Source organism: Lachnoclostridium phytofermentans ISDg, from assembly GCF_000018685.1.
Lineage (GTDB): Bacteria > Bacillota > Clostridia > Lachnospirales > Lachnospiraceae > Lachnoclostridium > Lachnoclostridium phytofermentans.
Genome location: NC_010001.1, coordinates 4,417,326 through 4,441,034 on the forward strand (window position 1 = coordinate 4,417,326; position 23,709 = coordinate 4,441,034).

The 23,709-nt window shown below is 33.2% G+C and carries 18 protein-coding genes and 1 tRNA gene; 2 read left to right on the forward strand and 17 right to left on the reverse strand.

Features of this window, described 5'->3' with window-relative positions:
• Positions 1–22: 22 nt before the first annotated feature.
• Positions 23–1,393 (reverse strand): HesA/MoeB/ThiF family protein, encoded by a 1,371-nt coding sequence (locus CPHY_RS21040; RefSeq protein WP_012201575.1) that lies wholly within the window; start codon positions 1,391–1,393, stop codon positions 23–25.
• 6 nt (positions 1,394–1,399) lie between these two features.
• Positions 1,400–2,452 carry a metalloprotease gene (locus CPHY_RS18550; protein WP_012201576.1) on the reverse strand — a complete coding sequence of 351 codons (1,053 nt, stop codon included), beginning with the start codon at positions 2,450–2,452 and terminating at the stop codon, positions 1,400–1,402.
• Positions 2,453–3,286: 834 nt separating this feature from the next.
• Here CPHY_RS18550 and CPHY_RS18560 point away from each other — a divergent pair.
• Entirely contained in the window at positions 3,287–5,143 is a 1,857-nt protein-coding gene (locus tag CPHY_RS18560) for a YcaO-like family protein (protein ID WP_012201577.1), read from the forward strand.
• A 281-nt stretch (positions 5,144–5,424) separates the two neighbouring features.
• Here the strand turns inward: CPHY_RS18560 and nagA are convergent, their stop codons facing one another.
• From nagA to CPHY_RS18625, 13 genes are all read right to left on the reverse strand, one after another.
• Entirely contained in the window at positions 5,425–6,558 is a 1,134-nt protein-coding gene (gene nagA / locus CPHY_RS18565) for an N-acetylglucosamine-6-phosphate deacetylase (protein WP_012201578.1), read from the reverse strand.
• 14 nt (positions 6,559–6,572) lie between these two features.
• Positions 6,573–7,283 carry a glucosamine-6-phosphate deaminase gene (gene nagB, locus CPHY_RS18570; RefSeq protein WP_012201579.1) on the reverse strand — a complete coding sequence of 237 codons (711 nt, stop codon included), beginning with the start codon at positions 7,281–7,283 and terminating at the stop codon, positions 6,573–6,575.
• Positions 7,284–7,453: 170 nt separating this feature from the next.
• Positions 7,454–7,525: transfer RNA gene (locus CPHY_RS18575), tRNA-Gln, on the reverse strand.
• 271 nt (positions 7,526–7,796) lie between these two features.
• Positions 7,797–8,975 carry a cation diffusion facilitator family transporter gene (locus tag CPHY_RS18580; protein WP_012201580.1) on the reverse strand — a complete coding sequence of 393 codons (1,179 nt, stop codon included), beginning with the start codon at positions 8,973–8,975 and terminating at the stop codon, positions 7,797–7,799.
• Positions 8,976–9,119: 144 nt separating this feature from the next.
• Complete coding sequence (locus tag CPHY_RS18585; RefSeq protein ID WP_012201581.1) at positions 9,120–9,758, reverse strand: flavodoxin family protein; 639 nt, start codon at positions 9,756–9,758, stop codon at positions 9,120–9,122.
• A 300-nt stretch (positions 9,759–10,058) separates the two neighbouring features.
• Positions 10,059–11,081, reverse strand: coding sequence for a LacI family DNA-binding transcriptional regulator (locus CPHY_RS18590; protein ID WP_012201582.1), 1,023 nt, complete (start codon positions 11,079–11,081; stop codon positions 10,059–10,061).
• 245 nt (positions 11,082–11,326) lie between these two features.
• Complete coding sequence (locus CPHY_RS18595; RefSeq protein ID WP_012201583.1) at positions 11,327–12,871, reverse strand: glycosyl hydrolase 53 family protein; 1,545 nt, start codon at positions 12,869–12,871, stop codon at positions 11,327–11,329.
• A 230-nt stretch (positions 12,872–13,101) separates the two neighbouring features.
• The gene (locus CPHY_RS18600; RefSeq protein ID WP_041703784.1) at positions 13,102–13,314 is read right to left on the reverse strand and encodes a hypothetical protein; all 213 of its coding nucleotides are present in this window, start codon (positions 13,312–13,314) and stop codon (positions 13,102–13,104) included.
• Complete coding sequence (locus CPHY_RS18605) at positions 13,287–15,119, reverse strand: hypothetical protein (RefSeq protein ID WP_012201584.1); 1,833 nt, start codon at positions 15,117–15,119, stop codon at positions 13,287–13,289. Before CPHY_RS18605 ends, CPHY_RS18600 begins: the two co-directional genes overlap by 28 nt.
• 305 nt (positions 15,120–15,424) lie before the next feature.
• Positions 15,425–16,237 carry a carbohydrate ABC transporter permease gene (locus tag CPHY_RS18610; RefSeq protein ID WP_012201585.1) on the reverse strand — a complete coding sequence of 271 codons (813 nt, stop codon included), beginning with the start codon at positions 16,235–16,237 and terminating at the stop codon, positions 15,425–15,427.
• Complete coding sequence (locus tag CPHY_RS18615; RefSeq protein WP_012201586.1) at positions 16,230–17,114, reverse strand: carbohydrate ABC transporter permease; 885 nt, start codon at positions 17,112–17,114, stop codon at positions 16,230–16,232. The genes CPHY_RS18610 and CPHY_RS18615 overlap by 8 nt, the downstream gene beginning before the upstream one ends.
• Before the next feature lie 167 nt (positions 17,115–17,281).
• The gene (locus tag CPHY_RS18620) at positions 17,282–18,598 is read right to left on the reverse strand and encodes an ABC transporter substrate-binding protein (RefSeq protein WP_012201587.1); all 1,317 of its coding nucleotides are present in this window, start codon (positions 18,596–18,598) and stop codon (positions 17,282–17,284) included.
• 422 nt (positions 18,599–19,020) lie between these two features.
• A complete protein-coding gene (locus CPHY_RS18625) occupies positions 19,021–21,075 on the reverse strand; it encodes a methyl-accepting chemotaxis protein (RefSeq protein ID WP_041703785.1) in 2,055 nt (684 codons plus the stop codon).
• Positions 21,076–21,409: 334 nt separating this feature from the next.
• Between CPHY_RS18625 and CPHY_RS18630 the strand changes: the two genes are divergently transcribed.
• Positions 21,410–21,700 carry a hypothetical protein gene (locus CPHY_RS18630; protein ID WP_012201589.1) on the forward strand — a complete coding sequence of 97 codons (291 nt, stop codon included), beginning with the start codon at positions 21,410–21,412 and terminating at the stop codon, positions 21,698–21,700.
• A gap of 112 nt (positions 21,701–21,812) precedes the next feature.
• Here CPHY_RS18630 and CPHY_RS21045 read toward each other — a convergent pair whose 3' ends face one another.
• Both CPHY_RS21045 and CPHY_RS18645 read right to left on the reverse strand, forming a co-directional pair.
• A complete protein-coding gene (locus tag CPHY_RS21045; protein WP_012201590.1) occupies positions 21,813–22,982 on the reverse strand; it encodes a hypothetical protein in 1,170 nt (389 codons plus the stop codon).
• Between the two features lies 1 nt (position 22,983).
• Positions 22,984–23,493, reverse strand: a complete 510-nt coding sequence (locus CPHY_RS18645; protein ID WP_012201591.1) for an RNA polymerase sigma factor — start codon at positions 23,491–23,493, stop codon at positions 22,984–22,986.
• Positions 23,494–23,709: the final 216 nt, after the last annotated feature.

Below are 23,709 nucleotides of genomic sequence, written 5' to 3' on the forward strand. Positions count from 1 at the left end.
AACCTTCCTTTGATATAATATATCACCCATTAGATCTAGATAGAATATGTTTAGTCTTATCCAAAATAATATGGAGAATTTGAGTAATAAAGCAAGTAAAAATAGAGCTTATACTAATGATTATGAGTATAGAAATCAAAATTTCTAGAATACCTAAGTTCTCACCATTCAAACTAATTACGGTTACTAAGTTAAATAACATATATATTGTGTTATTAACCAATGCACACTTAACTCTTTCCTGTATTGTTTCATATGTAAATAGCGCAAATAAAATCGAACACAGATACCCTACTAAAGGTAACCAGGGTAATTGGGTAAATGCAAAAGCTAATACAATACCAAATAAAAACATGAAATTTACATTGCTAAATATAGCTTTACTCAATGGATCTTTTTCTAGATTAATATTTTTAGGATAAATATACATTGACTTTCCTATAATAATGTCTTCTGCAAGTATTTTATTAATATATTTAGGTGTACCCACTCCAGCTAAAATCTTAAATGCCTCCTGTGAAATTTCACTTGAAATATGATACATTACAATTCCAAGAGATGGCATTGTCCCTACAATGGTCTCAAACTCAGTCCCAACATTAAAAATTTCACTAAAACCTTTAGATTTATCAGGTATAAAAGTAGGTCCAATTAAGGAATGTATACTTGTTGTTATTCCTGTTATATAACATATTTTTCGTAACTTACATATTTCATCTAACCATTTTGAAAAATCTTTTGGTGAGTCCAGGGTTTTGATAATTAGGTTACAAGTGTACTGCTTGCATAACTCATCTAGTTCTTCTGATGAAGATATCTTCATTTTCTTTATATTAATTACTATATTGGGGTTTATTGCCTTTAATTTTTCCCCCAACACCTCTACTTTTTGATTTCCAATATCATCTTTTGTATATAATAACTGTCGATTAAGATTGCTTTCCTCTACTACATCAAAATCAACTAATGTAATCTCACCCACACCTAAGACAGTTAAGTTCCATGCTACATGACTTCCTATGCCTCCACAACCAAGTATTAATACTTTGGCTGCACTTAATTTTTCCTGTACATTACCGTACTTGTTTATACTATAATAAGCTTTTGATCTAGAGTATATTCCCTCTGTATCTATTTGATAGTTTATGAAAGTACCTTTTTTAATTAAATCCTCTAATGTTTCTTTTCCCCACTTTTCTATCAGGTATTCCTTTGTATACTCTTTTCCATTAATCATTTCCTCAAGGGTGGACTCCTGTTCTTTTGTAAGCGCGTACTTTTTTACCGTTCCTGAGGACAAATCACCTTCAATGCCAAACGTATATTCCTTTCCATCCGTAGTAATCGGTGAAAACACATTTAATCTATAATCGTTATTATATTTATTTATCATAATTTTTTACCTCACATAATTCACTATGACACGTACGACTAAAGCGATCAGTAAAGGCATATACACTATCGACATTACTCCATATATCAAAAAAATATATTTATCCAATATGCCTGATACATTTTCAACCTTTTCTATATCAAACTTTCTTTTTTTAGAATAAAAACGAGATGTAATATCATGACCAATCTGGCGAATATACGCAAATGAATTTTCTCTAAGATTCTTAATTGCTATCATCTCCTGTAATACAAAATACCCATCCATTTTTAAGAAAACCATAAGATTGGATAATACTAAAAATATATTGGTTATTGCAAACCAAATAAATCCCTCATACAATATTCCATGAATGAATTTTGATACAAATAAAGTAATACCAGCCAACAATAAGTTAGTCATATTCCCCGCTAAATGTATTAAAATTCTATCTCTCTTATTTTTAACAAAAGTCATACCACTGATTGTTGTATATCCTGCTGGCATAAACCAGTAAAGCATAACTCCTAGTTCTGCAATGAAAGCTCCCTTACATTTAGCAACTATCGCATGAGAGAATTCATGTAAAGTCACTACAATTAACATGATCGGAATAATTAAAAAATATTTAGGTGAAAATCCTGATATGGTAATTATTTCTGCAAATTTATCTGTGTTACCTACTCCTACAAATAATCCCAATAAAAATACGGGCAGTGACATATAAATAATGATAAAATATAGAAATTTAACAAAGATACTTTTTTCATTTATATATTTATTGGGATTTGTTAAACTTTTTTTTAATTTCAAAATATTTATCTTCTTTTTAACAGTAGAGTCATTTAATAAATTAATATTTCTAAATACCTCTATTAATTGTTCTATTTCCTCCTTTTTAAATAATAAATTATTCCTATTAATTTCTTCAATAGTACTTTTTCCATCAAGATTTTTTAAGACATTATATTCCTTATAACCCAAATTAAAAGTTCTCTTTGATTTTTTTTCAAATATCAATACTGAATCTTTCTTTTCCGAAAGTATTTCTATACTTTCAGTTACGCAAGGGTATTTCATATTCACCTCATAACTTAACAGATAATTTTATTAGTATTATTTTTATTCAAACTTCGCATATGCAAAAGCATCATAAAAGTTATGGAATCTTGTCCACTTTTAAAGTGATATAGATTAACTTTGATATGCGAAGTTTGAATATGTTAATCAAAGCTTGGGATATCTAAAATTGACCTGATATTAACATCCAAACCACATTAAAACAGTAACTATTGTTACACCATAACCCATTCCTGTAAAGAAATCATCAGCTGCATCTAAACAATCTACGTTCTTAATCTCTTCAATAGCAAAATTCATTATGTATTCCTCCTTCAACTAAATTTGTAAATTATAATAAGAATTAAAGTATAGACAGCTATTACACTACCAATAATTTTTAATATAATTCCGCTTTTACCTATATCATAATTAATTATGTCTTTAGTAAATATTGGAATCAAAATTAGGATTAATCCAATAATAACTCCAGCATTTTTCGTAGTTAAGAATTCATTTAGCTTTTTCATGATATTAGCAAGCTGCAATTCCGATAAGTACAACAACTTCCATTCCTAATAGAGTCCACTCTGAAAATAATGCATCAACATTTTCAATCTCTTCAATAGCAAAGTTATTCTCTAACATATCTCACCTTTTAACCTTTCTTAATATTTTTTATGCTTTTTATCAATGCGCATTGTTAAAGCATAATATAATCTTATTACATTATCCAATAATTGTCAATTTATAATTGACAAAATATGTAATTTTATATTTACATGTAATTATTAATGTGTTATTGTAAATTATTGTAAACATTGGTTTGAAATAATAAAAAAGGAGCGTAATATAATGAATGTAACTAATCAACAAAAAAGACATTATAAAGAATGTTTACCTTCAGACACAGTAAATAAATTAAAAACTATCTTATCTTCACTGAAGATCGATGTAGAAGAATGTGAAGAAAAAAATTCACTTACAAAATCTCTAAGACTAAATATTAAAGGTACAATGATTGGAAGTAATGGAAAAGGTATGACATTACAATATGCTCTCGCAAGTGCATATGCTGAGTTCTTTGAACGTCTTCAAAACAATTGGTTTCTTCGTAATAATACTGTATTTGCTGATCAGTTTGCTTTCAGATATTTTGCTGATGAGAAATTAATGTCTGCAGAAGAGATAGTTGCTAATGATAATGCATTTATTTGTAAATATTTTAATGATAGATCTATGACAAATGCATCATTTGAAGATAAAGTCAATGCATTTAAAAATACACAAAAGATTGATTATCTAATCTTAAATGAAACTAATAGGTATATCTGTGTACCATTTGTTAATGTCACAGCAAAACAGATTACATATCTACCATACAATACCTATAACTTCAGTTATGGAAGTAATGGAATGTGCGCAGGAAATACAGCAGAGGAGGCATTAATTCAGGGAATATCAGAGATAATAGAAAGATTAGCACAAAAAAAGATCCAATTAGAAAAACCATTATTACCTGATGTTCCAGAAGAGTATATCAAGCAATTCCCGGAAGTATACAACATTTTACATGAATTACGTAAAAATACAGATTACAATATCTTATTAAAGGATTGCTCATTTGGAGGTAAATACCCTGTAGCAGCATTAGTTATTATAGAAAAGAATACTGGTAAATATGGAATAAAATTTGGGTGTAATCCTGATTTTGGTGTCGCAATTGAAAGAGCATTGACAGAAGCAGGTCAAGGAAATGAAATCACTAAATATTGCAATAGAAGTACCATAGATTTAAAAAACAATAAAGTTGATAGTCGTTTTAATATATATAATTGTTATAAAACAGGCATGGGACAATTTCCATACGAAATATTTAAAAAGTGTTCAAATCCTTTTACAAAAGTAAAAGATGTTTCAAATATGACAAATAAAGAAATTTTATCTTACTTACTTGACCTAGTAATAAATGACGGTTATCAGATTTTAATTAGGGATGTTTCATATTTAGGTTTTCCATCATATCATATTATCATACCTAATATGTCTGAGATGCTTGATTTATCAGATAAAGATTATGAAAACCTTTATCTGAAAACTTATTTTCGTTCAATTATAAAAGACCCTTCAAAAATAAATAAAAAAGATTGTAACGCAATTATATCAATGATGGATTATTATTCTAATATGCATTTTGAGAATTTAATGAGAGATTATTATGGTATATTAACTGATTTTGATATACCAGCAGAAGAATATGCATCGGGTTGGCTATATTTTACTATAATGTGCTTTATATATTTAAAACAATACAAAAATGCTTCACAGAGAATGGAATACTTAGTTAAAGTATTAGAATCAAAAAACTTTTCCAATATTACTTACTATAAAGCTTTAAGTTTATACTTAACATACATGGATATCGAATGCTCTCATTCTAACGCAATTGATTATTTAAAGGTATTTTTTGAACTTAAGATTTGCGACAAAATTGATAATATTTTTTGTAATTGTGATGAAGTTTTTATAAAGCAATATCCAAACTTAAGTGATGCAAATGCAGATACTACAAAATTAATACGTTCAGATTATTTTGAATATTCAAAATGTATACATATTCGTAAAAAAAGACACCTTGAAAATAATATTACTCAAGAGAATCTAATAGACACATTATTATCGCTAAATAATCAGGAATTACTCAATGCTTAATTCACATAACAAAAACGGTACAAGCTCATGGATCAATGAATCAATGATTTTCTAATTGTGAGGGTATAACTAAAGATAGCAGCTTTAAGTTTGATGTATAAGAGAGGAGCTCCATTAAAATATGGGCTCCTCCTCTTTTCATTATTACTATATTTTTAATTCTATATATTTCGAAAATCAAAGCAGATATTCAGAATCCGCTTACGCTACTTACTCATAAGCCCATTACCATTACTATACGTGGCACTTTAAAACAGACAAGTACTAATTCCCTGATGAGGTTAAATTTCATTTCCTCTTACATAAACTTGTTTTAAATTAAAATCATTATCCACAAGTAGTAAATCTGCTTTTCTTCCAAGACCAATGCTTCCTACTGTATCCTCTAATTTAAGAGATTTTGCAGGATAGTAACTAGCGCTTAGAATCGCTTCCTCAATTGGAATGCCAAATGATATTGCATTCTTTACTGCATCAAATAGAGTTATCGTAGAACCAGCAAGAGTACCATCTTTTAAGAATGCCTTATGATCCTTTACTGTGATTGGTAATCCTCCTGCTACATATTCACCATCTGGTAAACCAGTAGGATTGATTGAGTCAGAGATTAAAATCATCTGATCTGGTACTGCTTTAAACATCAGCTTTACTACAGCTGGATGAATATGAATTCCGTCACAGATAATTTCTGCATTTAAACCAAACTCACTAACTGCACCAACTAAACCTGGTTCACGATGTAACAATGGTCTCATCGCATTAAATAAATGAGTAACATGAGTTGCACCCGCTTTCGCTGCAGCTTCTGCTTGATCAAAGGTACTCATTGTATGAGCTAAGGATATCGTAAAGAACTCTTTGTTCCTTTGAATAAACTCCAATGCTCCATCTAAGGTTGGATCAATATCTACTAAGCGAATTGCATTCCCGGATAACTCATTATATTCGTCAAATAAGTCTTGAGAAATTCTTCTTAAATATTGAGGATCATGTGCACCCTTCTTTTCTATACCAAAGAAAGGTCCTTCCATATTAATTCCTTCGATTGCAGCTTCTTTTTTATCTGAGTGTTCTTTTTGATCATCCATGACCTCTTTTATATAAACCATTGCCCGATGATACTGATTTTCCTCATTTGTCATTGTTGTAGCAAGTATTGAGGTTACACCATGCTTTGCATAATACTCGCACATCTCTTTGATTTCTTCTGGATTTGATAAAGAGAAATCGTAAGATAAACATCCATGCGTATGAATATCAAAGAAACCAGGTACAATGCGTAAACCTGTACAATCTACTTCATTCCCATCTCCTGTGATTGTCTCTGATATTTCTTTTACAAATCCATCTTCAACAAGAATATCTTTTCGTTCAAATTTTCCATTAATAAAAACTTCGCCATGTCGAAATATCATAGGCCACCTTCTTTCTATTCAAAACAACAGATAACGGTTAAATCCGGATGTAGCTGAAGAATAGAAGCTGGTACACTTGGAGTTACCGGTCCGTATAATGCTTTTTCAATGATGTCTTTTTTATCTGGTCCATTTGCAATTAAAAGAACTTTTTTCGCTTGCATAATGGACTTTATTCCCATTGTAATCGCCTTAGTTGGAACTTCATTAATATCTTCAAAAAATCTTGCATTAGCCTTAATTGTTGACTCACCTAAAGAAACAATATGGGTCGTCTTTTCGAATGCATCGTCAGGCTCATTAAATCCAATGTGACCATTGTGTCCAATACCAAGTAACTGTAAATCAATACCGCCAAGATTTGTGATTAAAGCATCATAATTCTGGCACTCTGCTTCCATATCATTAGCCAACCCACTTGGAACATGTGTATTTTCTTGTGGTATATTAATATGGCGGAACAAATTTTCAGTCATAAAATATCGATAACTCTGTTCATTCGTTGGTTCTAAGCCAACATATTCATCTAAATTAACGGAAATAGTACTTGAGAAATCAATATCTCCCTTGTTATACCACTCGATTAATTGTTTGTATGTACCGATTGGTGTAGATCCAGTAGCAAGCCCTAATACACTATTTGGTTTTAAAATCACCTGAGCTGATATAATATTTGCGGCCTTTCTACTCAAGTCGCTGTAACTTGTTGCATTAATTACTTTCATATTTACCTCCAAATCTACAATTTTGAAAATTTTTTTCAAAAAATGACAAGAATAATCAAAAATATGAAAAAAAATTTTCAAATATACTTTAATTATAGCTTGAAACAAAGAAAAAGCAAGAGTAAAATGAAAAAAACCTTGAAAGTAATCCTTTCAAGGTTTGATTAAAGCTGGGCTACAAGGATTCGAACCTTGAGATGCCGGAATCAGAATCCGGTGCCTTACCGTTTGGCTATAGCCCAATATTTAGTTTTTTTGCTTGGTAATTGTCAGCCACGAATGATATTATAACTCATAGATATATAATTTGCAAGTCCTATTTTTTTATTTTTTTATACCAATTTATACCACATTTTTTATCTTTATTTACCATCACCAAAGTATAAATAATTTAACTCATGAGTAGCGATTCCCTTTTTGAAAAATTGAGGCCTCTTTGAATATCCCTTAATCAAGAGACAACCTGTTTTAGATATGCCCCTTGATTAATAATAATAATGCGCTGCTGGGAAATTAATCTTCTGCTATAAAGCTATTTTCTATTGTTATTACACATTGATAACGTTCATCAATTTCTTTTATTCGATCCTGTAAATCAAGTAAAAATTCCTCTTCCTCATTTGGTTTATAATGATGTGGTAATACTAAATCAAAGATTAGATTAATTTGATTTTCTCCATTGACCACTCGAAAATCATGAATGGATGCCTTTTTCTCTAATTCTTTCACCTTTTTAATTACCTTAGCTCTTATTTCCTTTATCTTTACATTATTGACCTCTACTGGATCCATATGAATTACTAAAAAAATATTCTCATCCCTTAGCATGTCCCGTTCAATTCTATCAATTACCTCATGGGCATCTTCCATTGAAATATCATTTGGTACTTCACAGTGAATGGTAGCCATCGTATGAGATGGTCCATAATTATGCGCAACCAAGTCATGCGTCCCGATAATATATGGGTATTCCATTACCTTTTTCACTATCATCTTATATAATTTGGGATTTATTGCTTGTCCAATCAATGGTTCTAGGGTATCTTTTGCTATATTAAATCCAGCAATCAATACGAAAATAGAAACAGCTGCACCCATGTATCCATCCACTTTTAGACCTGTTAAATGTCCAATAATTAAGGAAAGAACTGTCGCAGAAGTAATTAATACATCACCTAGGGCATCTGCTGCTGTTGCCTTCATTACAGTGGAATTGATTCGTTTTCCTAGCTTTCGATTGAATAAGGCTAACCAAACTTTCAAGAAGATTGATAACATCAATATAATGATAGAAACTATAGCGAACTTAGTACTTTCCGGATGTAATATCTTATTCACAGAGCTTTTAAAGCATGTAAAGCCTACCTGTAATACAAGGAATGCAACAATAAGAGCAGAAATATATTCATATCTTCCATGCCCAAACGGATGCTCTTTATCCGCTGGTTTGCTAGCTAGTTTTACTCCCACCAAACTAATTAGTGATGATGCTGAGTCTGATAAGTTATTAAAAGCGTCTGCTGTAACAGAAATACTATTGATAAGAAGTCCAATGGTAAATTTACATAAAAACAGAATTAGATTACTGATTACTCCGACAATACTAGCAAGTATTCCATAGGAAGTACGTACTTTTTGCTCATGAACTTCCTCACTATTTTTCACGAATAGCTTTACTAATAAATTTGTCATAGCGTTCCTCCCATTTCTTTCTTCCTTTTTCTTAAGCGAATAGGGTTATTATAGCATACCCAAATTGTAGTTTCTATATTATCATCAAACGGAACGTAGTCAACCCCTTATTAAAAGGCAACCACGTTCCGCTGGACTTAAATATCATTCTCTAATAAAATTCGTACTAACTGCCTTCTCACGAGTTGGTAGCTCTACCCCTGCCTTCCTACCAGCTTCTTTACATTTTAAGAGATATGCCATATTTCTAGCTAGAACTCGCATTGTAAATAAGCCCTCTTCATCCTTTAGTACATCCTCTGGCTTTGTTCCATGTACCATATTCCAATACCTTGAGGAGACTACAGGCATCTCTTTAATCGTAAAGTATTTAATGAGTTGATCAAATGTTGCTGTAGTTCCTGCTCTTCTAGCTGAGATTACTGCAGCTGCAGGCTTCATATAAAATGTTGTATTCCCTTTACCCAAAGAATCACAGTAAAATACACGATCCATAAAAGAGGTAATTGCACCGCTTGCAGCGGCATAATGAACCGGTGAACCAAAAATAAATCCATCTGCCCTATCTGCTAAACCAAGAAACTCGTTTACCTTATCATCAAATACACAATGTCCTGTTTTTGCACAGCTTTGACAAGCAATGCATCCAGCAATGGGTTTCGTACCTAACCAAAAAATTTCAGTATCTATTCCTTCTTCTATTAACGTTTTCGATACTTCCATAAGTGCCGTATAAGTGCATCCCTTTTCGTGTGGACTTCCGTTAACAAGTATTACTTTCATACTATCAACCTCTTTCTGGCGCTATCATGCCTTTTTAAAATTTAATTCTAGACTATGTAATTTCTATATTATTTGTATCTTAACTCTTATACCTATGCTTTGGCAACTTAAACTAGTACATATAAGAAAATGTACATTAAAATAAGTTTTTAACTTCTGTGAAATTCAATATGATAAATAAAGTATCCGTATACTATGTACCTCAAAGTTTGTGCAAATTAAGTTATTGTAAAAAGGCTCTTACAAATTAATCAAGTATTCTAACGAAATACTTATTATTTTGTAAAAGCCCCGAATTAATTATTTTGTTGACTCTTTTAAGATAACTTCATATTTTAGTAATGTTTTCTTCTCTATCTCAATGCCATTTAAATAATTAATTAATACTTTGCACGTCTCTACACCCAACTCTTTCACATCAAATTGTAATGTAGTAATAGAGATATTACGATTTTCTAATATCATGCTATTATAAAAAGATAGTAACTTCACATCTTCTGGCACCCGAATTCCTTTGCTATAAAAGGTTTTTAATACATAAGAACAAATCGTATCATCCATACAGATAATCGCATCTACATGCTTGTCTATGAGCTCCAATGCAGATTTCTCAGCTACTATACTGGTTAATACATTAAGATGTACAATTTGCTTATCAACACTGATTCCAGTCTCTAATAGGGCATCCTTATATCCAGAATAACGGCTTAATGTAACAATATGGGATTCATCCCCTCCGATTAAACCAATTCTTTTGTAACCTTTCATTAGCATGAGGCTTGTCAGTTCCTTACATGCACTGCGATGATCATTATCAACTTGAATTACATCGTCATTTAATGATGTCCCAATTACAACAAAAGGAACTCCCTTTTCTATCAAATATTTTTCCGGTTTATCATCCACTAAGGTTCTAGTTAAAATCACTCCGTCTACTTTATGATTATCAATAATCCGCTCTAATTGAGACAAATCATTTTCATAACATACACACATTAAAACATCATAGTTAAATGTAGATGCAAATTCACTAATCCCCATGAGGCATTTTTGAAAGAAAGGTAAATCAACCAGATTATAATCCCCTGGTATGACTACCGCAATATTAAATGTCTTGGATTCAGCCAAGCTTTTCGCAATAAGATTTGGTTTATAGTTATTCTCAGCAATATAATTTAGTACACGATTCCTTGTACTTTCACCAACTCGACCCTTTCCAGATACCGCTCTTGAGACTGTTGTTTTTGATACTCCTAATGCATTAGCCACATCATCTATTGTTATTTTCTTTTGCCCATATCCGTAAAACGAATTCTGTCCCACCGATAAACACCTCTTATCCTAATTAAATTATTTCTAAACAAAAATACACTTTATGCGCAATCGGTTGCACATTTTTATAGTAACAGCTTTCTTGTAAAACGTCAACTTATAAAAAGAGAACGAACATCAGTATAAAAGCCAAGATTTATGAACCTTTTCCCCCACATGTCCATATTCTTGGCTTTTTACAAAAGTTAGTTGCTACCTCTTTCTAAAGCAGAAACGATAAAATATTGCTTAAATCTTTAGTTTACAATTTCAAGTCTCCACATCTGGCTTAACGCATTGGTGTCTGTTTGTTGCACCAAGGCCACGCCTTCCTCTGTTGAAGCATTCTGTACAGCTAAGAGTTTACCGCTTCCTCGATTGATCAGCTTATAATACCCATCTCCTGTGGAACCCAAACTCCATTGTTGGTTATTACCATTATTAGAGGTATACTGTATTACACTAGCTCCTTCACTGGTGGAAGCTCCTGATACATCCATTACCTTACTGCTTAATACACTTTTTATGGTATAATAACCGCTACTATTTAGCGAGAAAGTCCATTTTTGACTACTCCATGCCCCATAACTATATTGCTCAAGGACAGCATTATCGCTTGTTGAGCCACCTCTTACATTAATTGCTTTCCCACTAAGTCGATTGGTTAGTATATATGTTTTGCTGGTATCAAAAGATGAGCTATTATAGCGACAATCATAAAAAGCATCAATAGCTGTGGTGAACCTTAATTTTTTCCCAGAAACAACGCTGGTTGCTCCAAGCTTATAACGATCCGGAAGTACCGAGGAATTAGCCTCTGGTTCCCAGTAAAATACACCTAAACCTTTTCCGTTCGGAACAGCCTTCACCTTCTCAATGGTTGCTTTTAACAAGTTATAGGTATTGGCTGAATCTGTTTCAACCCCTCCCACTTCGCATACCATAACCTCTTTATTATAGCGAGATGCCATATCATTAAGGTTATTTGCCAAGTAAGAAATCGACTGTGTATAGTCACTTCCTATCCAATACGGATAGTAGGACATACCAATTACATCTGTTTTTCCACCATATTTAGTAATAAAATTATCAAAGAACCATCGAAACGTTGTATTGTTATTACCATCTGCAAGATGAGTTACAACTTTAGTCGATTTGCTTACCGCTTTTACCGCATCATATCCACTATTCAGTAACTCTGTCAGCTGGCTAAAGTTATTACTGCTCTGTCCATAAGGTAATAACATACCGCTGTTAATCTCGTTCCCAACCTGAACCCACTCCGGATAGATTCCCTTTGTAGCTAGCTGAGACATAACAGAATAAGTATGATCATAAACATCTTTTTTCAGCTGAGTAAAGGTATGTGATGACCAAGCAGATGGTATGTCCTGATAGGCAGGGTCAGCAAAATGATCACTATAATGAAAATCAACCATAATTCGAAATCCCATTGATTTTGATCGTTCTGCCATATATATTAAGCCAGCCGCATCAGTATACCCCAGCATACATGTTGATCCATCCTTTTTCGTCCAAGTGAAATTGGATGGAGGATTTACAAACAAGCGTAATCGAATCGAATCAATTCCATGATCCTTTAGTATCTGTAGTGCATCCTTTGTATAACCATAGTCATCAACCCAAGTTACACCTGATTTTTCTAACTGGCTTAACCAACCCACATCAGCACCATAAGCAAAACTAGTTGCCGCTTTCGTTTCTTTCGTATTAATTTGAAAACTAGTTAACATCATAATGAAGCAAAGAACTATGGATAATACTTTAATTTTTTTATCCACAAAACTACCTCCTTTTTAATTTTTAATAAAACTTACTCCATTCTGTTACATTATTTTCAAGCATACTCATACATTTTACCGTCTCAATTCTTATGTCTTTTCTTATGTCTTATGCATCTCTTCTTTTATACTTATCTTCTTTTATATCTTCACTTATGTTATCTTCTCACGCAATTCGTTTTTTATCGTTCCGGGTAGCAACAATCCCTTCGTTCACACAACCTTTTTTACTAATCAAAATCCGTAATACGATCCATCATCCTGCGATAACGAAATCTTGCCATCTCATTTTTCTCAAGGACATCCTCTTCACTTCCTGTATATTGGCAGCGAAGGCAATAATATTCTTGTCTTTCCTTATCATAAAACATATCAATATCAATATCTCTTATAAAGCAAGATGGACATCGATAATTTAATCTTCCTTTTCCAGCTTGAGCCATGTTGCATATACCTCCTTATTCTTAAGAGTCGTCTGAAACCCGAGAGTAAACATAGGAGAAAATGCATATCCTTCTTTGATATATCCTGTTGCACTCTCTTTGCTGCTTCTAACAGATACTTTGGTCTTAATCTGAGGTACAACTGCAGACACCAAGGTCGCTCCTGATAAATATTCCTCTCTACATTTATATTCGTATGATATCTGTTTCTTTTCGCTCTCTCCGATACATTCTAAGGTAATCCCTGTCATATCCTCAGAATATTCTGTTGTTCCATAACAGCAAACCATATATTCGTTGATATCCACCTTTGCATCAGGATCTGACATACTTAGGATGGTACGTTCTATTTTTATCTCAGAACTTCCCTCCTCAAAATAATACCTTGTCTGTAGTTTCACAGTAAGATCGTAGAATTCTATTTCCACTGGATCTAATGTAAGAATTCGTGTATTTTCTTCTTTAGAGAACTTTGCTTTCGTCCTGCACAGACATAAATCTACTTCTTCTCCTTTGTAGACTAATTTGGCACTTCGTATCGTCCCCTCCCCTGCATAATGTGTAAAATAACCTGCTCGATATTTTTCTTGAATCAGAAATGGATAGGATGCATCGGTTATATGTTTTGTCCCAATACCAACTGGCCATTCTAGTTTCGAAACATATGGACGTAAATCTACCAGCGCTCCTCCCTGATCCATATTCACACAGACACGTATAAATGGATCGAGGTACCAAAAGAGTTGTTTCTCCGAGCCATATAAAATATCTTTCCATAAGGCACATTCTGGTTCCGTATATGTCTTTTTTTCACGGTAATAATCTGCAAACTCTGCCATTGTCATATCTGTTAACTCACCAAGCTTTTTTAACTCGCCATAATAAGCCATACCATCATCATAACTCTTAGCAAGAAGCTCATACGGAGCTTCCCATCTTCCCATCTTATTTAACCAACCCGGGCCAACAAACATCATATTATAGGCATAACCATTGTTATATTTCTCTAATGAACGGTATTGATCAATTATGTTATACAGATACGGATATTGATTATCACGATAAATCATTCCTCTCAAAACATTTTGTGGGTGAGTTCCGAAATTGGAACCATTTCCGTCATAACAAGCAATCAAATCTCTGGATAAGTGAGGAATAGCAACAATACCACTATCCTCATCTTCATTCGCTGCTGGAGCGTGGGTGTTTTGCTTGGATGGAATCCATGGATTCCAAGGGCCTCCGTCCATAAAGGTGTACCATGAATTATTACAGGTATGATACGCTTTTGGACCTTCCTCAAAACAAGTTGCGACAGCACACTTAACGCTCGGATACTGCTTCTTTATGTAATTAATCAAATCTGCATCCATGTAATAAGAGCCTGTCGACTCTGGATAGAACCCAAAGGTATCATAGAACTTTTGAAATACATCATTGACTATTGAAATCTTATCCGCCATAGTAAACATCCAGATACAAAAGTCTTTTGTTTTATACTTATCACGAAATTCCTTACATGGAAGTCCTAACAAAGATAATGCTATTTCATCTCCATACACCTCATGGTGTTCCTTAGCTATAGCAATCGCTTCTTCGTTAAAAAGACTGGCATAAGTCATCTGAATCGTCGTCTTTAAACCATATTTGTGAGCTGTTTCCTGCTGAAATCTAAAGATATCAAGAGATTCGGTTAATAAATCTTTTCTTGCTATATCTTCCTCTTTTCCATGTCCAGTTACCTTTTCTGCATATTCTGGCACCATTTCTGGACGATGTATAATATTTAGTACGAATTTATCCATTACAACCTCTATTCTGGCGCTTAAGCGCCTTTAGATAATGAAAGTAATTAGTGTGTTTATGAATTTTGCTTGCAAAATCATTTTCTCAATTTTAATATCACGCTAATCTAAGTCAGTATTAGAAACTAAGTATTTTAGACGCACTTTCCTAAGGGGAAGGGATTTTTCCCCCTTCTCCTATTTTCTATTTATCTATTTTTTGGCCCCCAATGGGACGGTTCTTTCGCATAACCTTTTTCCATGTATTTATTTTGTGATTCTTATTCACAGCTTCAATGATATCTACACGTATATTTTGTGATCCATTATTTCACAGCTCCGGTAATGCCTTCCGTAAAATTCTTCTGTAGTACAAAGAAAATAAGTATAGTAGGTAAAGTACTAATCGACACCGCTAACATTAATACACCATAATTAATGGTATAGCCTGAAATTAAATTTGATATTAAGATAGGCATGGTCTGACTTTTCTTATCTTGTAAGATAACCAGTGGCCATAAATAACTATTCCAAGCGTTCATAAAGGTAACGGTAATTGCTGCTGCATAAGTAGGCTTCATAATTGGGACAAAAATTCTGGTAAAGATTCGTATCTCTGACATACCCTCAAGTCTAGCAGCTTCCACAATTTCATAAGGAAAACTTCTGGAACTTTGACGGAATAAAAAGATAAGAAATGCTGTTGATATGGATGGTAACATAAACCCTGCTGTCGTGTTGATTAGATTCATCTTACCAAACCAGGTAAATAACGGTATCATAGTTGCTGCAAATGGTACCATCATAGAAAGTAGTAAGAGCTTCATAACGCCGTCTTTCCATTTGTCGTGATAAATTTCAAAAGCATATCCTGCAAGAGAACACACAAGTAAACTCATAATAGTGAGAACGAAGGCATTACGAAACGAATTTATAAGTGCCTGACCAATTTGGGTTGTTTGAACAAGCTGTTTAAAATTATCCACTAAAGCAGTACCAAAGCTCATCTTTCCACGTATGACATCAAGACTTGTATTGGTCGCTGAGATTAACATCCAAAGCAGCGGAAATACAGAAATAAACGAAACAAGGATTAAAAAAGCATAGGCAAAGAAATATCTAATTTTAGCTTTAGTCACGTTTATCACCTACTTTCATCTGAAGGAATGAGAGAACTGCAACCAATAAAAATACGATAAAGGATATGGTTGCTGCATACCCAAACTGCGGAGAATATTCAAACGATAATTTATATATGTACTGAGAAATAGAAATTGTCATATTGGCTGGCCCACCATTGGTTAAATTCTTCGTTTCATCAAATAACTGAAGCGTTCCATTGGTTGACATAATTGCAGTCAATAAAATAATGGGCTTTAATAACGGAATAGTAATCTTTCGAAATTGTTGTGATGCACTAGCACCATCAATTTTAGCAGACTCATAGATCTGTGGGTCAATATTTTGTAGGCCTGATAAATAGAAAATCATATTGTATCCAGTCCATCTCCAGGTAATTGCAAGTATAATTATGATCCTCGCCGGCCAGATTTCACCAATCCAATTAATCGGTTTATTGATGACGTTTAAATTCATTAATACTGAGTTTGCAAAACCATCGAGTGCAAACATAGATCGAAATATAATGGAATACGATACCAAGGATGTTGCACATGGTAAGAAGATCATTGTTCGAAATAATCCTTTACATTTTATCTTAGGGTTGTTTAATAAAGAAGCTAAAATTAATGCTAAGATAAGCATCAATGGTACCTGTATAATTAGATAAATAAAGGTGTTCCCAAGTGCTGTCTTAAATAGGGAATCTTGAAATAACCTTTGATAATTATAGGTTCCAACAAATTCACTTGTCTTTCCAAATCCTTTTGTAAAGGATAGAAGAAAAGCTTTTATCATCGGATAGAAACTCATACCAGCAATCAAAAGTGTAGCAGGTAATAGGAATAACCAACTAACTAGCTTTCTTCTTTTTTCCAAGGGTAAGCGTATTTTCAAAACCTGCACCTCCTCCTATTTCTTATAGGGGGTGATGTAAGAAGCACCCCTTGCTCTTACACCACCCTCTAATGTTATCCTATAGAACCATTTCATTTCCAGCTAGAAATCTAATAGTAATTGAGCCATCTGAAATACTAATTATTTTCCTATCTTCACTCTTAATTTTATTGACCCATCTGGAATTCTAATTCTTTCTGAGCTTCACTGATTGCAGTATTATAATCCGTACCTGCTACAATCTTTGTAATCGCAGTACCGATAGCATCCCTTGCTTCATAGTTGTATACGCCATAAGAAACCTGAGGCACCTTAGAAGCATACTCTGTTATCTTTAAGTAAATGGTATCTCCCCTAAAGAAATCTTGTGGTTTAGCATAAGCAGCACTTTCCCCAGCTGGTAAGTAAGTTGCTAATGCACCGGAAGATGGAAGAATTGTTTCATATAATTCCACGCTACCACCAAATGTTGCACCTAAAAAGTCTGCTGCTACATCTTTATTTTTAGAATTCGCACATACTAGCCAAGAAGAGCCACCCTGGCTACTATAATTTGTAGCACCCGCACATGATAATTTAGGAATATTGGTTACTCCCCATAAACCAGATTGATCTGCTGCACTTGTTACCGTAGCAATAATCCAACATCCGTTCATTGCACCAGCTACTGTTGTACTATTAATACTACTTACATATTGATCCCAGTCATTTACTTCAACAAGTACACCGGATTTTTCTAATTCTACATATGTATCGATAACTTCTTTTAAAACTGCGTTATCCTTAAAGTTTGGTTTACCATTCTCATCAAGTACCCAAGCACCTGCACTCTGCATCATAAGCATTAAGAGGTCTGGAGAACCTGCTTGATTCGATAATAAAGGCTTTCCTGTCTTTTCAAGAACAACTTTACCTTTTTCAATAAATTCTTTCCATGTAATATTCGTAAAATCATCTATTGTGTATCCCGCTTGTTCTAAGATATCTGTCCTATAACAGGTAATTGCTGCGCCATTATCAAAAGGAACAGAATAATTTTTCCCATTTACAGTTCCTAATGCAGTTTTAAACGATGCAAATTGATCAAACTTAATACCGGAATTTGTTAGATCAAAAAACGCATCCGGATAGTTAATGATATTCTTAGCTAATGCATTGTCCTGCATTAATATAATATCAGGTAACGTGTTCGACTGCCCGGTAACTGCTGTAGTCAATTTAGTTTGGATATCATTCCAAGCAGTTTCAATTACTTCAACCTTTACATTTGGATGATCCTTTGCATAAATTTCGCCAGCAGTATCCATAGCAAAGCAGTTAAATTTCGGATCCCAACACCAAACCGTGAGTGTTACTTGGTCTGACGTTTTTGAACCTGCATTGTTACTACCTGTCTTTGACGAGCCATCGTTTTTGGAACATCCCGTAAATAGACAAGCTACCATTGCAATCATAAGAGTTACACTTAACAATTTTCTCTTCATACCTAATCCTCCCAAATTTGTTTTAAAGAACGGGTTCTAAGTGCGCAATCGGTTGTTCTTTATTATCAGTTTAATATTATTACTATTTATTGTCAATGTATAATTTTTATAATATAGTTTTACTTATTTTAGTAATTATATACAATTCATATGATGTTATAGAATATTAAATACTCTATTTATATTTATAATTGCAACCGCTAAACCAATTGATTTAACTGGATTTTATAGTACCATTTATTCAAATATAATCTACTTTTTGACATGTTTCCTATTTCCTTCTAAAAACCTAGCAATTTAGAACAAAAAAACTCGCGAACATTTCCTTGCTAAGAATAAAAAACTTCCTTGATAGAAGTCTGCTATCAAGAAAGTTTCTCTTAATTATCTACTTTACACTATACTCTACAATTCCTTTTCTACTATCTCTTTTTTTCAATTGCAAACTGTTCTAAAGTCTTCATTAATTTATTTGCCTGATTAACCATCTCTTCTGAAGTCTTATATAAGCCATTTGCAGTTTCTGACTGACTTAAGGTCTTTTCTCCTACCGATGTGGCAGAGGAAACAATCTCTTCAATCACTGCTGATATATTTTCCATATCAGTCAAAGATTCTTGCTTTTTATCTTGCATCCTGTTTACTTGATCAAATATATTATGTATAGTAACCATTAAATTCTCAACTTCCTGTTTAAGTCCATCAAATGCACCTTTTGCATTACGAACTGCTTGCTCTTGGGAGGTTATCGTCTCCCCAGCCAGTTCTGCGCTTGTCACCGCGGAAATCGTTTTTTTGTTAATTTTATCAACGATTATTTTAACTTCATCAGTAGCTGCAATGGATTGTGTTGCTAACTTTTTAATCTCTTCTGCTACTACCAGAAAACCACGCCCCGCATCTCCTGCTCTCGCTGCCTCTATGGACGCATTTAAAGAAAGAAGCGTTGTTTCATCTGCTATCTCATTGATAGTTTTAATAATCTGGCTAATTGCACTAGATTGAGTATGTAATTCTTTTATTGTTTCAATAACAGTCTGCGTAATATGATTTGTTTTGGTCGCCTTCTCCCTTAATGTTTCCATCTGACTAAGACTCTCATGTATAGATTCCTTGGTTTTGTCTGCAATATCTTGCATTTTCCTCGTTCCATCATCGACTAATCCGATCTGAGATGCCAAATCATCTAACTTATTCATACAAGATATCGAATCCGTTGCCTGACTCGATAATCCCCCCTCAATATCATTCATAGCACAAGAAATCTGACCTGATGATTCTGCAAATATTTCTGAAGACTTTGAAACTTTTACAGACATCGTTAAGACTTGACTGCTCACGGATTTCACCTCTAATAAAAGATCATGGATACCATCCATCATACTATTTAGATGTCCGGATAGCTCCATAAATTCATCCTTATGTTTTCTTCGAAATCTCGTATTAATCTGACCTTCCGCAATTAATCTCATATTTGTTATCATGTACTTCATTGAGCTACTAATTCGATGATAAATGCTACCTCCAATCAGAACGACTAAAATACTTGCCACAAACATAGCGCTCATAGCAACATACTTAATACTTATCGCTTGGTTTAATAGCTCACTATTCGGTATCAGTGTACACACCATAGTGTTCGTATCACCGACCATTTCATATAAAAAGATATAGTTGTTTTCAAGGAAAGATACTTCCTTAAATTCTCCTTCTAAAATCTCCCCATCTCTCGCCATTTTATAAAAATCGGTATCTATTATTAATGTATTCCAAACACCATCTTGATGGAGTTCCATTCCATCCGAGGAGATAAAGCTTAGATAACCGCCTTCTCCAACATCAATTTTGTCGATTATATTTAAGATAGCGTCTGTTTTAATATCGATTGCCAAGAAAGCATCCATTTCTTTAAACGCTTTTACTAAACGTATTGCATAAGATTCTTTCTTTATTTTAAGAGACTCATCAATTACAGAGGTCCCCTTTACCCATTCATATGTATTAATATTTTCTAAAACTGATTTTCCTTGTTCGCTGTTTTTATAAGAAGAATACATGCCAAGAGGTAATTTTCTATTCGTTGATAAAGGACTTACAGTATCACTAAAGAAGTAAATATTACTAATAAAATGATTTGCAGATGCCTTCGTTAATATCTCTGTATTCATTCTATTGTAAAATTTACTTTGTTGGTTATAATCCGATTCAAAACCTCCACTTAAATATTTGTTTAAATCCGCATTCATTAAGTACTCGACAGCTGTTGACTTTACTGAATCAAAACCATACTCAATATGCTCTCTTAACAAATCCAAGGACTGCTTTGTTGAGGTTTCATAGTTTTTGATAATGGTTTTCGATGCATTCCAATACGATAATACTCCTACCGTTAAAACTAATCCAAGCAATAATAGATAAGATCCTAACACTTTAAAACGAATGCTGTTAAAATTAAAAAAATGTTTATTAGATTTCATTTTTTCATTAACCTCCATGCTCCTTTTCGTTTGTATGTAACGAAATTCTCCCACTACTGTATAGCCAATGATTGCCTTTCTTAAGCTTACCTTTTTTTCCATATATAGTCAATGTATAAACTTGTGAATTTTTGTTTATATAGAATATTTTTTGTACTATAATGTCGTTTTTTTTAGTAATTATTATCAAATCAATTTATAAAAAACATCCATGAATGGGATAATTTATTATTTATAGAACTTTTACTTTCTTTTTTCATAAATTCGAATTATAATGAATAGATACTATATAAATTGACAGATACTGATATTTGTAAATGAAAGGAGTTCTACCATGAAAAAATTCTTTAAATTCGTTGCAGGTGTAGTATCCATTGGTGCTCTTGCATGTGGTGCATATTATTTTTGCAAAAAATATATCTGTAAAGAAACACCAGATGATTTTGATGATTTAGAGGATGACCTAGATGATTTTGACATGACAGATTCTTCTAGTTCAAATGATAGCCGCGAATATGTTTCGATCAACATTACAAGTGAATCTGCAGAAGCAGAATCTTTAGCTGAAGAATCATCCAATGAATCAGAAAAATCTTCTGAGGAAAAGGCTACAGAGGCTGAATAATGGACGAACATGAGGGTAATATTCTCTCGCAACATAAGAAAAGGACTATAACGGTGAATTCAATATCTTTACCGTTATAGTCCTTTTTTGTTTCTTTTTATTTTATTAATCCTTAGTTTAATATATTTTCAACGTCTCGAATCAAATCATAGGCTTGATCGACCTCATAAGAGGTAGACGTTACGATTCCCTCATTTCCATAGGTCTTAATAAGAACTTCGGAATCATTTAAAAAGTATACAATCTCATCATCTTCTGTTAATGGGATAGAAATAATATACTTTATCTTCTGGGCAGGTTCTTCTGTTGTTAAATGCAGATGTTTCGAAGACATAAGATACATAATATCTTTAATTTTTCCCTCATCACTACTTTCCAAATTAATATTCACAGTATTGACATCGGTCCATTGGTTAATGTCTTCCATTACATAATCAAAAGCTTTTCTTGAACCTCCCTCTACGTCTTGACTAGCTCCATCCGCCTGAGATTCTATTGTATTATCACCATTTTCACTCAAACTGCTCTGAGCCGATATGGTCGCCTTCTCTTCCACATCTAGCCCTTTCGATTCTATCTTGTACTTAAGTTCATTTTGAAGGTCTTGTTTTTTATTCCCTGTCGTAGCATCACCCTTGACAGGAGTCTCAGTGTCAAAGGAGAAGATTTCTGAACTTTCTTTATCCGTATTAGACCCAAAATTCACGTCACTGCTTGAGTTGGATGTACCCGAACTAGTGTCTTTCATGGATGTAAATTTACCTTCCATTAGTGGTGAAAACAAACCATGTCCACCCAAATAAATAATGATACTTGCTGCAACTACGGAACCCCATGTTCCAATATACTTTATGATTTTCCTCTTGTTCTTACTTTGGCTTTCTTTTTGGGTTTCTATCTTAGTTTCTATTTTAGTTCCTTTATTTGTTTCCTTATTTGTTTCCTTAGTTGTTTCATTTTTCGCTTCATTTTTTGCTTCATTTTTTGCTTCTTTTTTTGCATCTTTTTTTGCTTCTTTTTGTTCCTCAATGGAAATTATCTCTTTACCCTCTAATGGCAGTGATGCTTTTTCCTTTGTGGTTACGCTTTCATCCTCATGAAGCGCAGTCTCTTTCTTTATTTCGATAGCTCTTAAGGTAGACTGAATTAAATCCTCACTCACCATAATATTCTCTAGATCTAATGATTCGTCTAATTGTTTTTTTAACGAATCAAAGAAAGGGTCTGACATCAAATCAGATTGATCTATAGTATTCTTTTCTTTTTCTATATTTTTTTTCATACTATATCCTCCCTTCCATGGATTCTTTTAATTTTTCTTTCGCTCGTGCCAATCGACTTTTTACAGTTCCAACTGGTAAGTCTAGTGCTTTTGCTGTTTCATCCATACTAAGTTCATCAAAATACACACAAAGGATAACGGAACGGTAGTGTTCCGGTAAGGCCATTACAGCCTCCTTTACAGTATGTATGGTTTCTTCCCGCTCCACTGCATCAAACTCACTCTCTGATACAATGGAGTCTTCAATAAACTCCTCCATCGGAACCATTTTTCGATGGTATGCACTCTTTATATAATCTTTGCAGGTATTGATTGTAATTCTTAAAATCCAAGTTTTAATACTGCTATTCCCCTGAAATGTATGTAGATGATTATTGACCTTGATAAATACATCTTGAAAGATATCCTCTGCAATGTGAATATCTTTTACATACATATATGCAGTTCGAAGTACATCGTTACCGTAGGTTCTCACGAGATCTTCTATCTCATAGTCATTCTCGGTCTGCATCCTGCCTTCCCCCTATATAATATTTTTACGAGCCACCCCCGCAAATCTATTCTATAGTATAACTTATAAGAAGCTGCGAAGCAACTTCTTATAAAAGATGCAGCTTTTGCATCGTAAATCTGATTATTGAAACACGCTTTTTTGTTTCAATAATATAACTTATAAGAAGCTGCGAAGCAACTTCTTATAAGAGATGCAGCTTTTGCATCGTAAAAT

Coding starts and splice junctions, on each gene's coding strand:
- CPHY_RS21040 (WP_012201575.1), bottom strand. CDS start 1,393: ATGATAAATAAATATAATAACGATTATAGATTAAATGTGTTTTCACCG.
- CPHY_RS18550 (WP_012201576.1), bottom strand. CDS start 2,452: ATGAAATACCCTTGCGTAACTGAAAGTATAGAAATACTTTCGGAAAAG.
- CPHY_RS18560 (WP_012201577.1), top strand. CDS start 3,287: ATGAATGTAACTAATCAACAAAAAAGACATTATAAAGAATGTTTACCT.
- nagA (WP_012201578.1), bottom strand. CDS start 6,558: ATGATATTTCGACATGGCGAAGTTTTTATTAATGGAAAATTTGAACGA.
- nagB (WP_012201579.1), bottom strand. CDS start 7,283: ATGAAAGTAATTAATGCAACAAGTTACAGCGACTTGAGTAGAAAGGCC.
- CPHY_RS18580 (WP_012201580.1), bottom strand. CDS start 8,975: ATGACAAATTTATTAGTAAAGCTATTCGTGAAAAATAGTGAGGAAGTT.
- CPHY_RS18585 (WP_012201581.1), bottom strand. CDS start 9,758: ATGAAAGTAATACTTGTTAACGGAAGTCCACACGAAAAGGGATGCACT.
- CPHY_RS18600 (WP_041703784.1), bottom strand. CDS start 13,314: ATGGCTCAAGCTGGAAAAGGAAGATTAAATTATCGATGTCCATCTTGC.
- CPHY_RS18605 (WP_012201584.1), bottom strand. CDS start 15,119: ATGGATAAATTCGTACTAAATATTATACATCGTCCAGAAATGGTGCCA.
- CPHY_RS18620 (WP_012201587.1), bottom strand. CDS start 18,598: ATGAAGAGAAAATTGTTAAGTGTAACTCTTATGATTGCAATGGTAGCT.
- CPHY_RS18625 (WP_041703785.1), bottom strand. CDS start 21,075: ATGAAATCTAATAAACATTTTTTTAATTTTAACAGCATTCGTTTTAAA.
- CPHY_RS18630 (WP_012201589.1), top strand. CDS start 21,410: ATGAAAAAATTCTTTAAATTCGTTGCAGGTGTAGTATCCATTGGTGCT.
- CPHY_RS21045 (WP_012201590.1), bottom strand. CDS start 22,982: ATGAAAAAAAATATAGAAAAAGAAAAGAATACTATAGATCAATCTGAT.
- CPHY_RS18645 (WP_012201591.1), bottom strand. CDS start 23,493: ATGCAGACCGAGAATGACTATGAGATAGAAGATCTCGTGAGAACCTAC.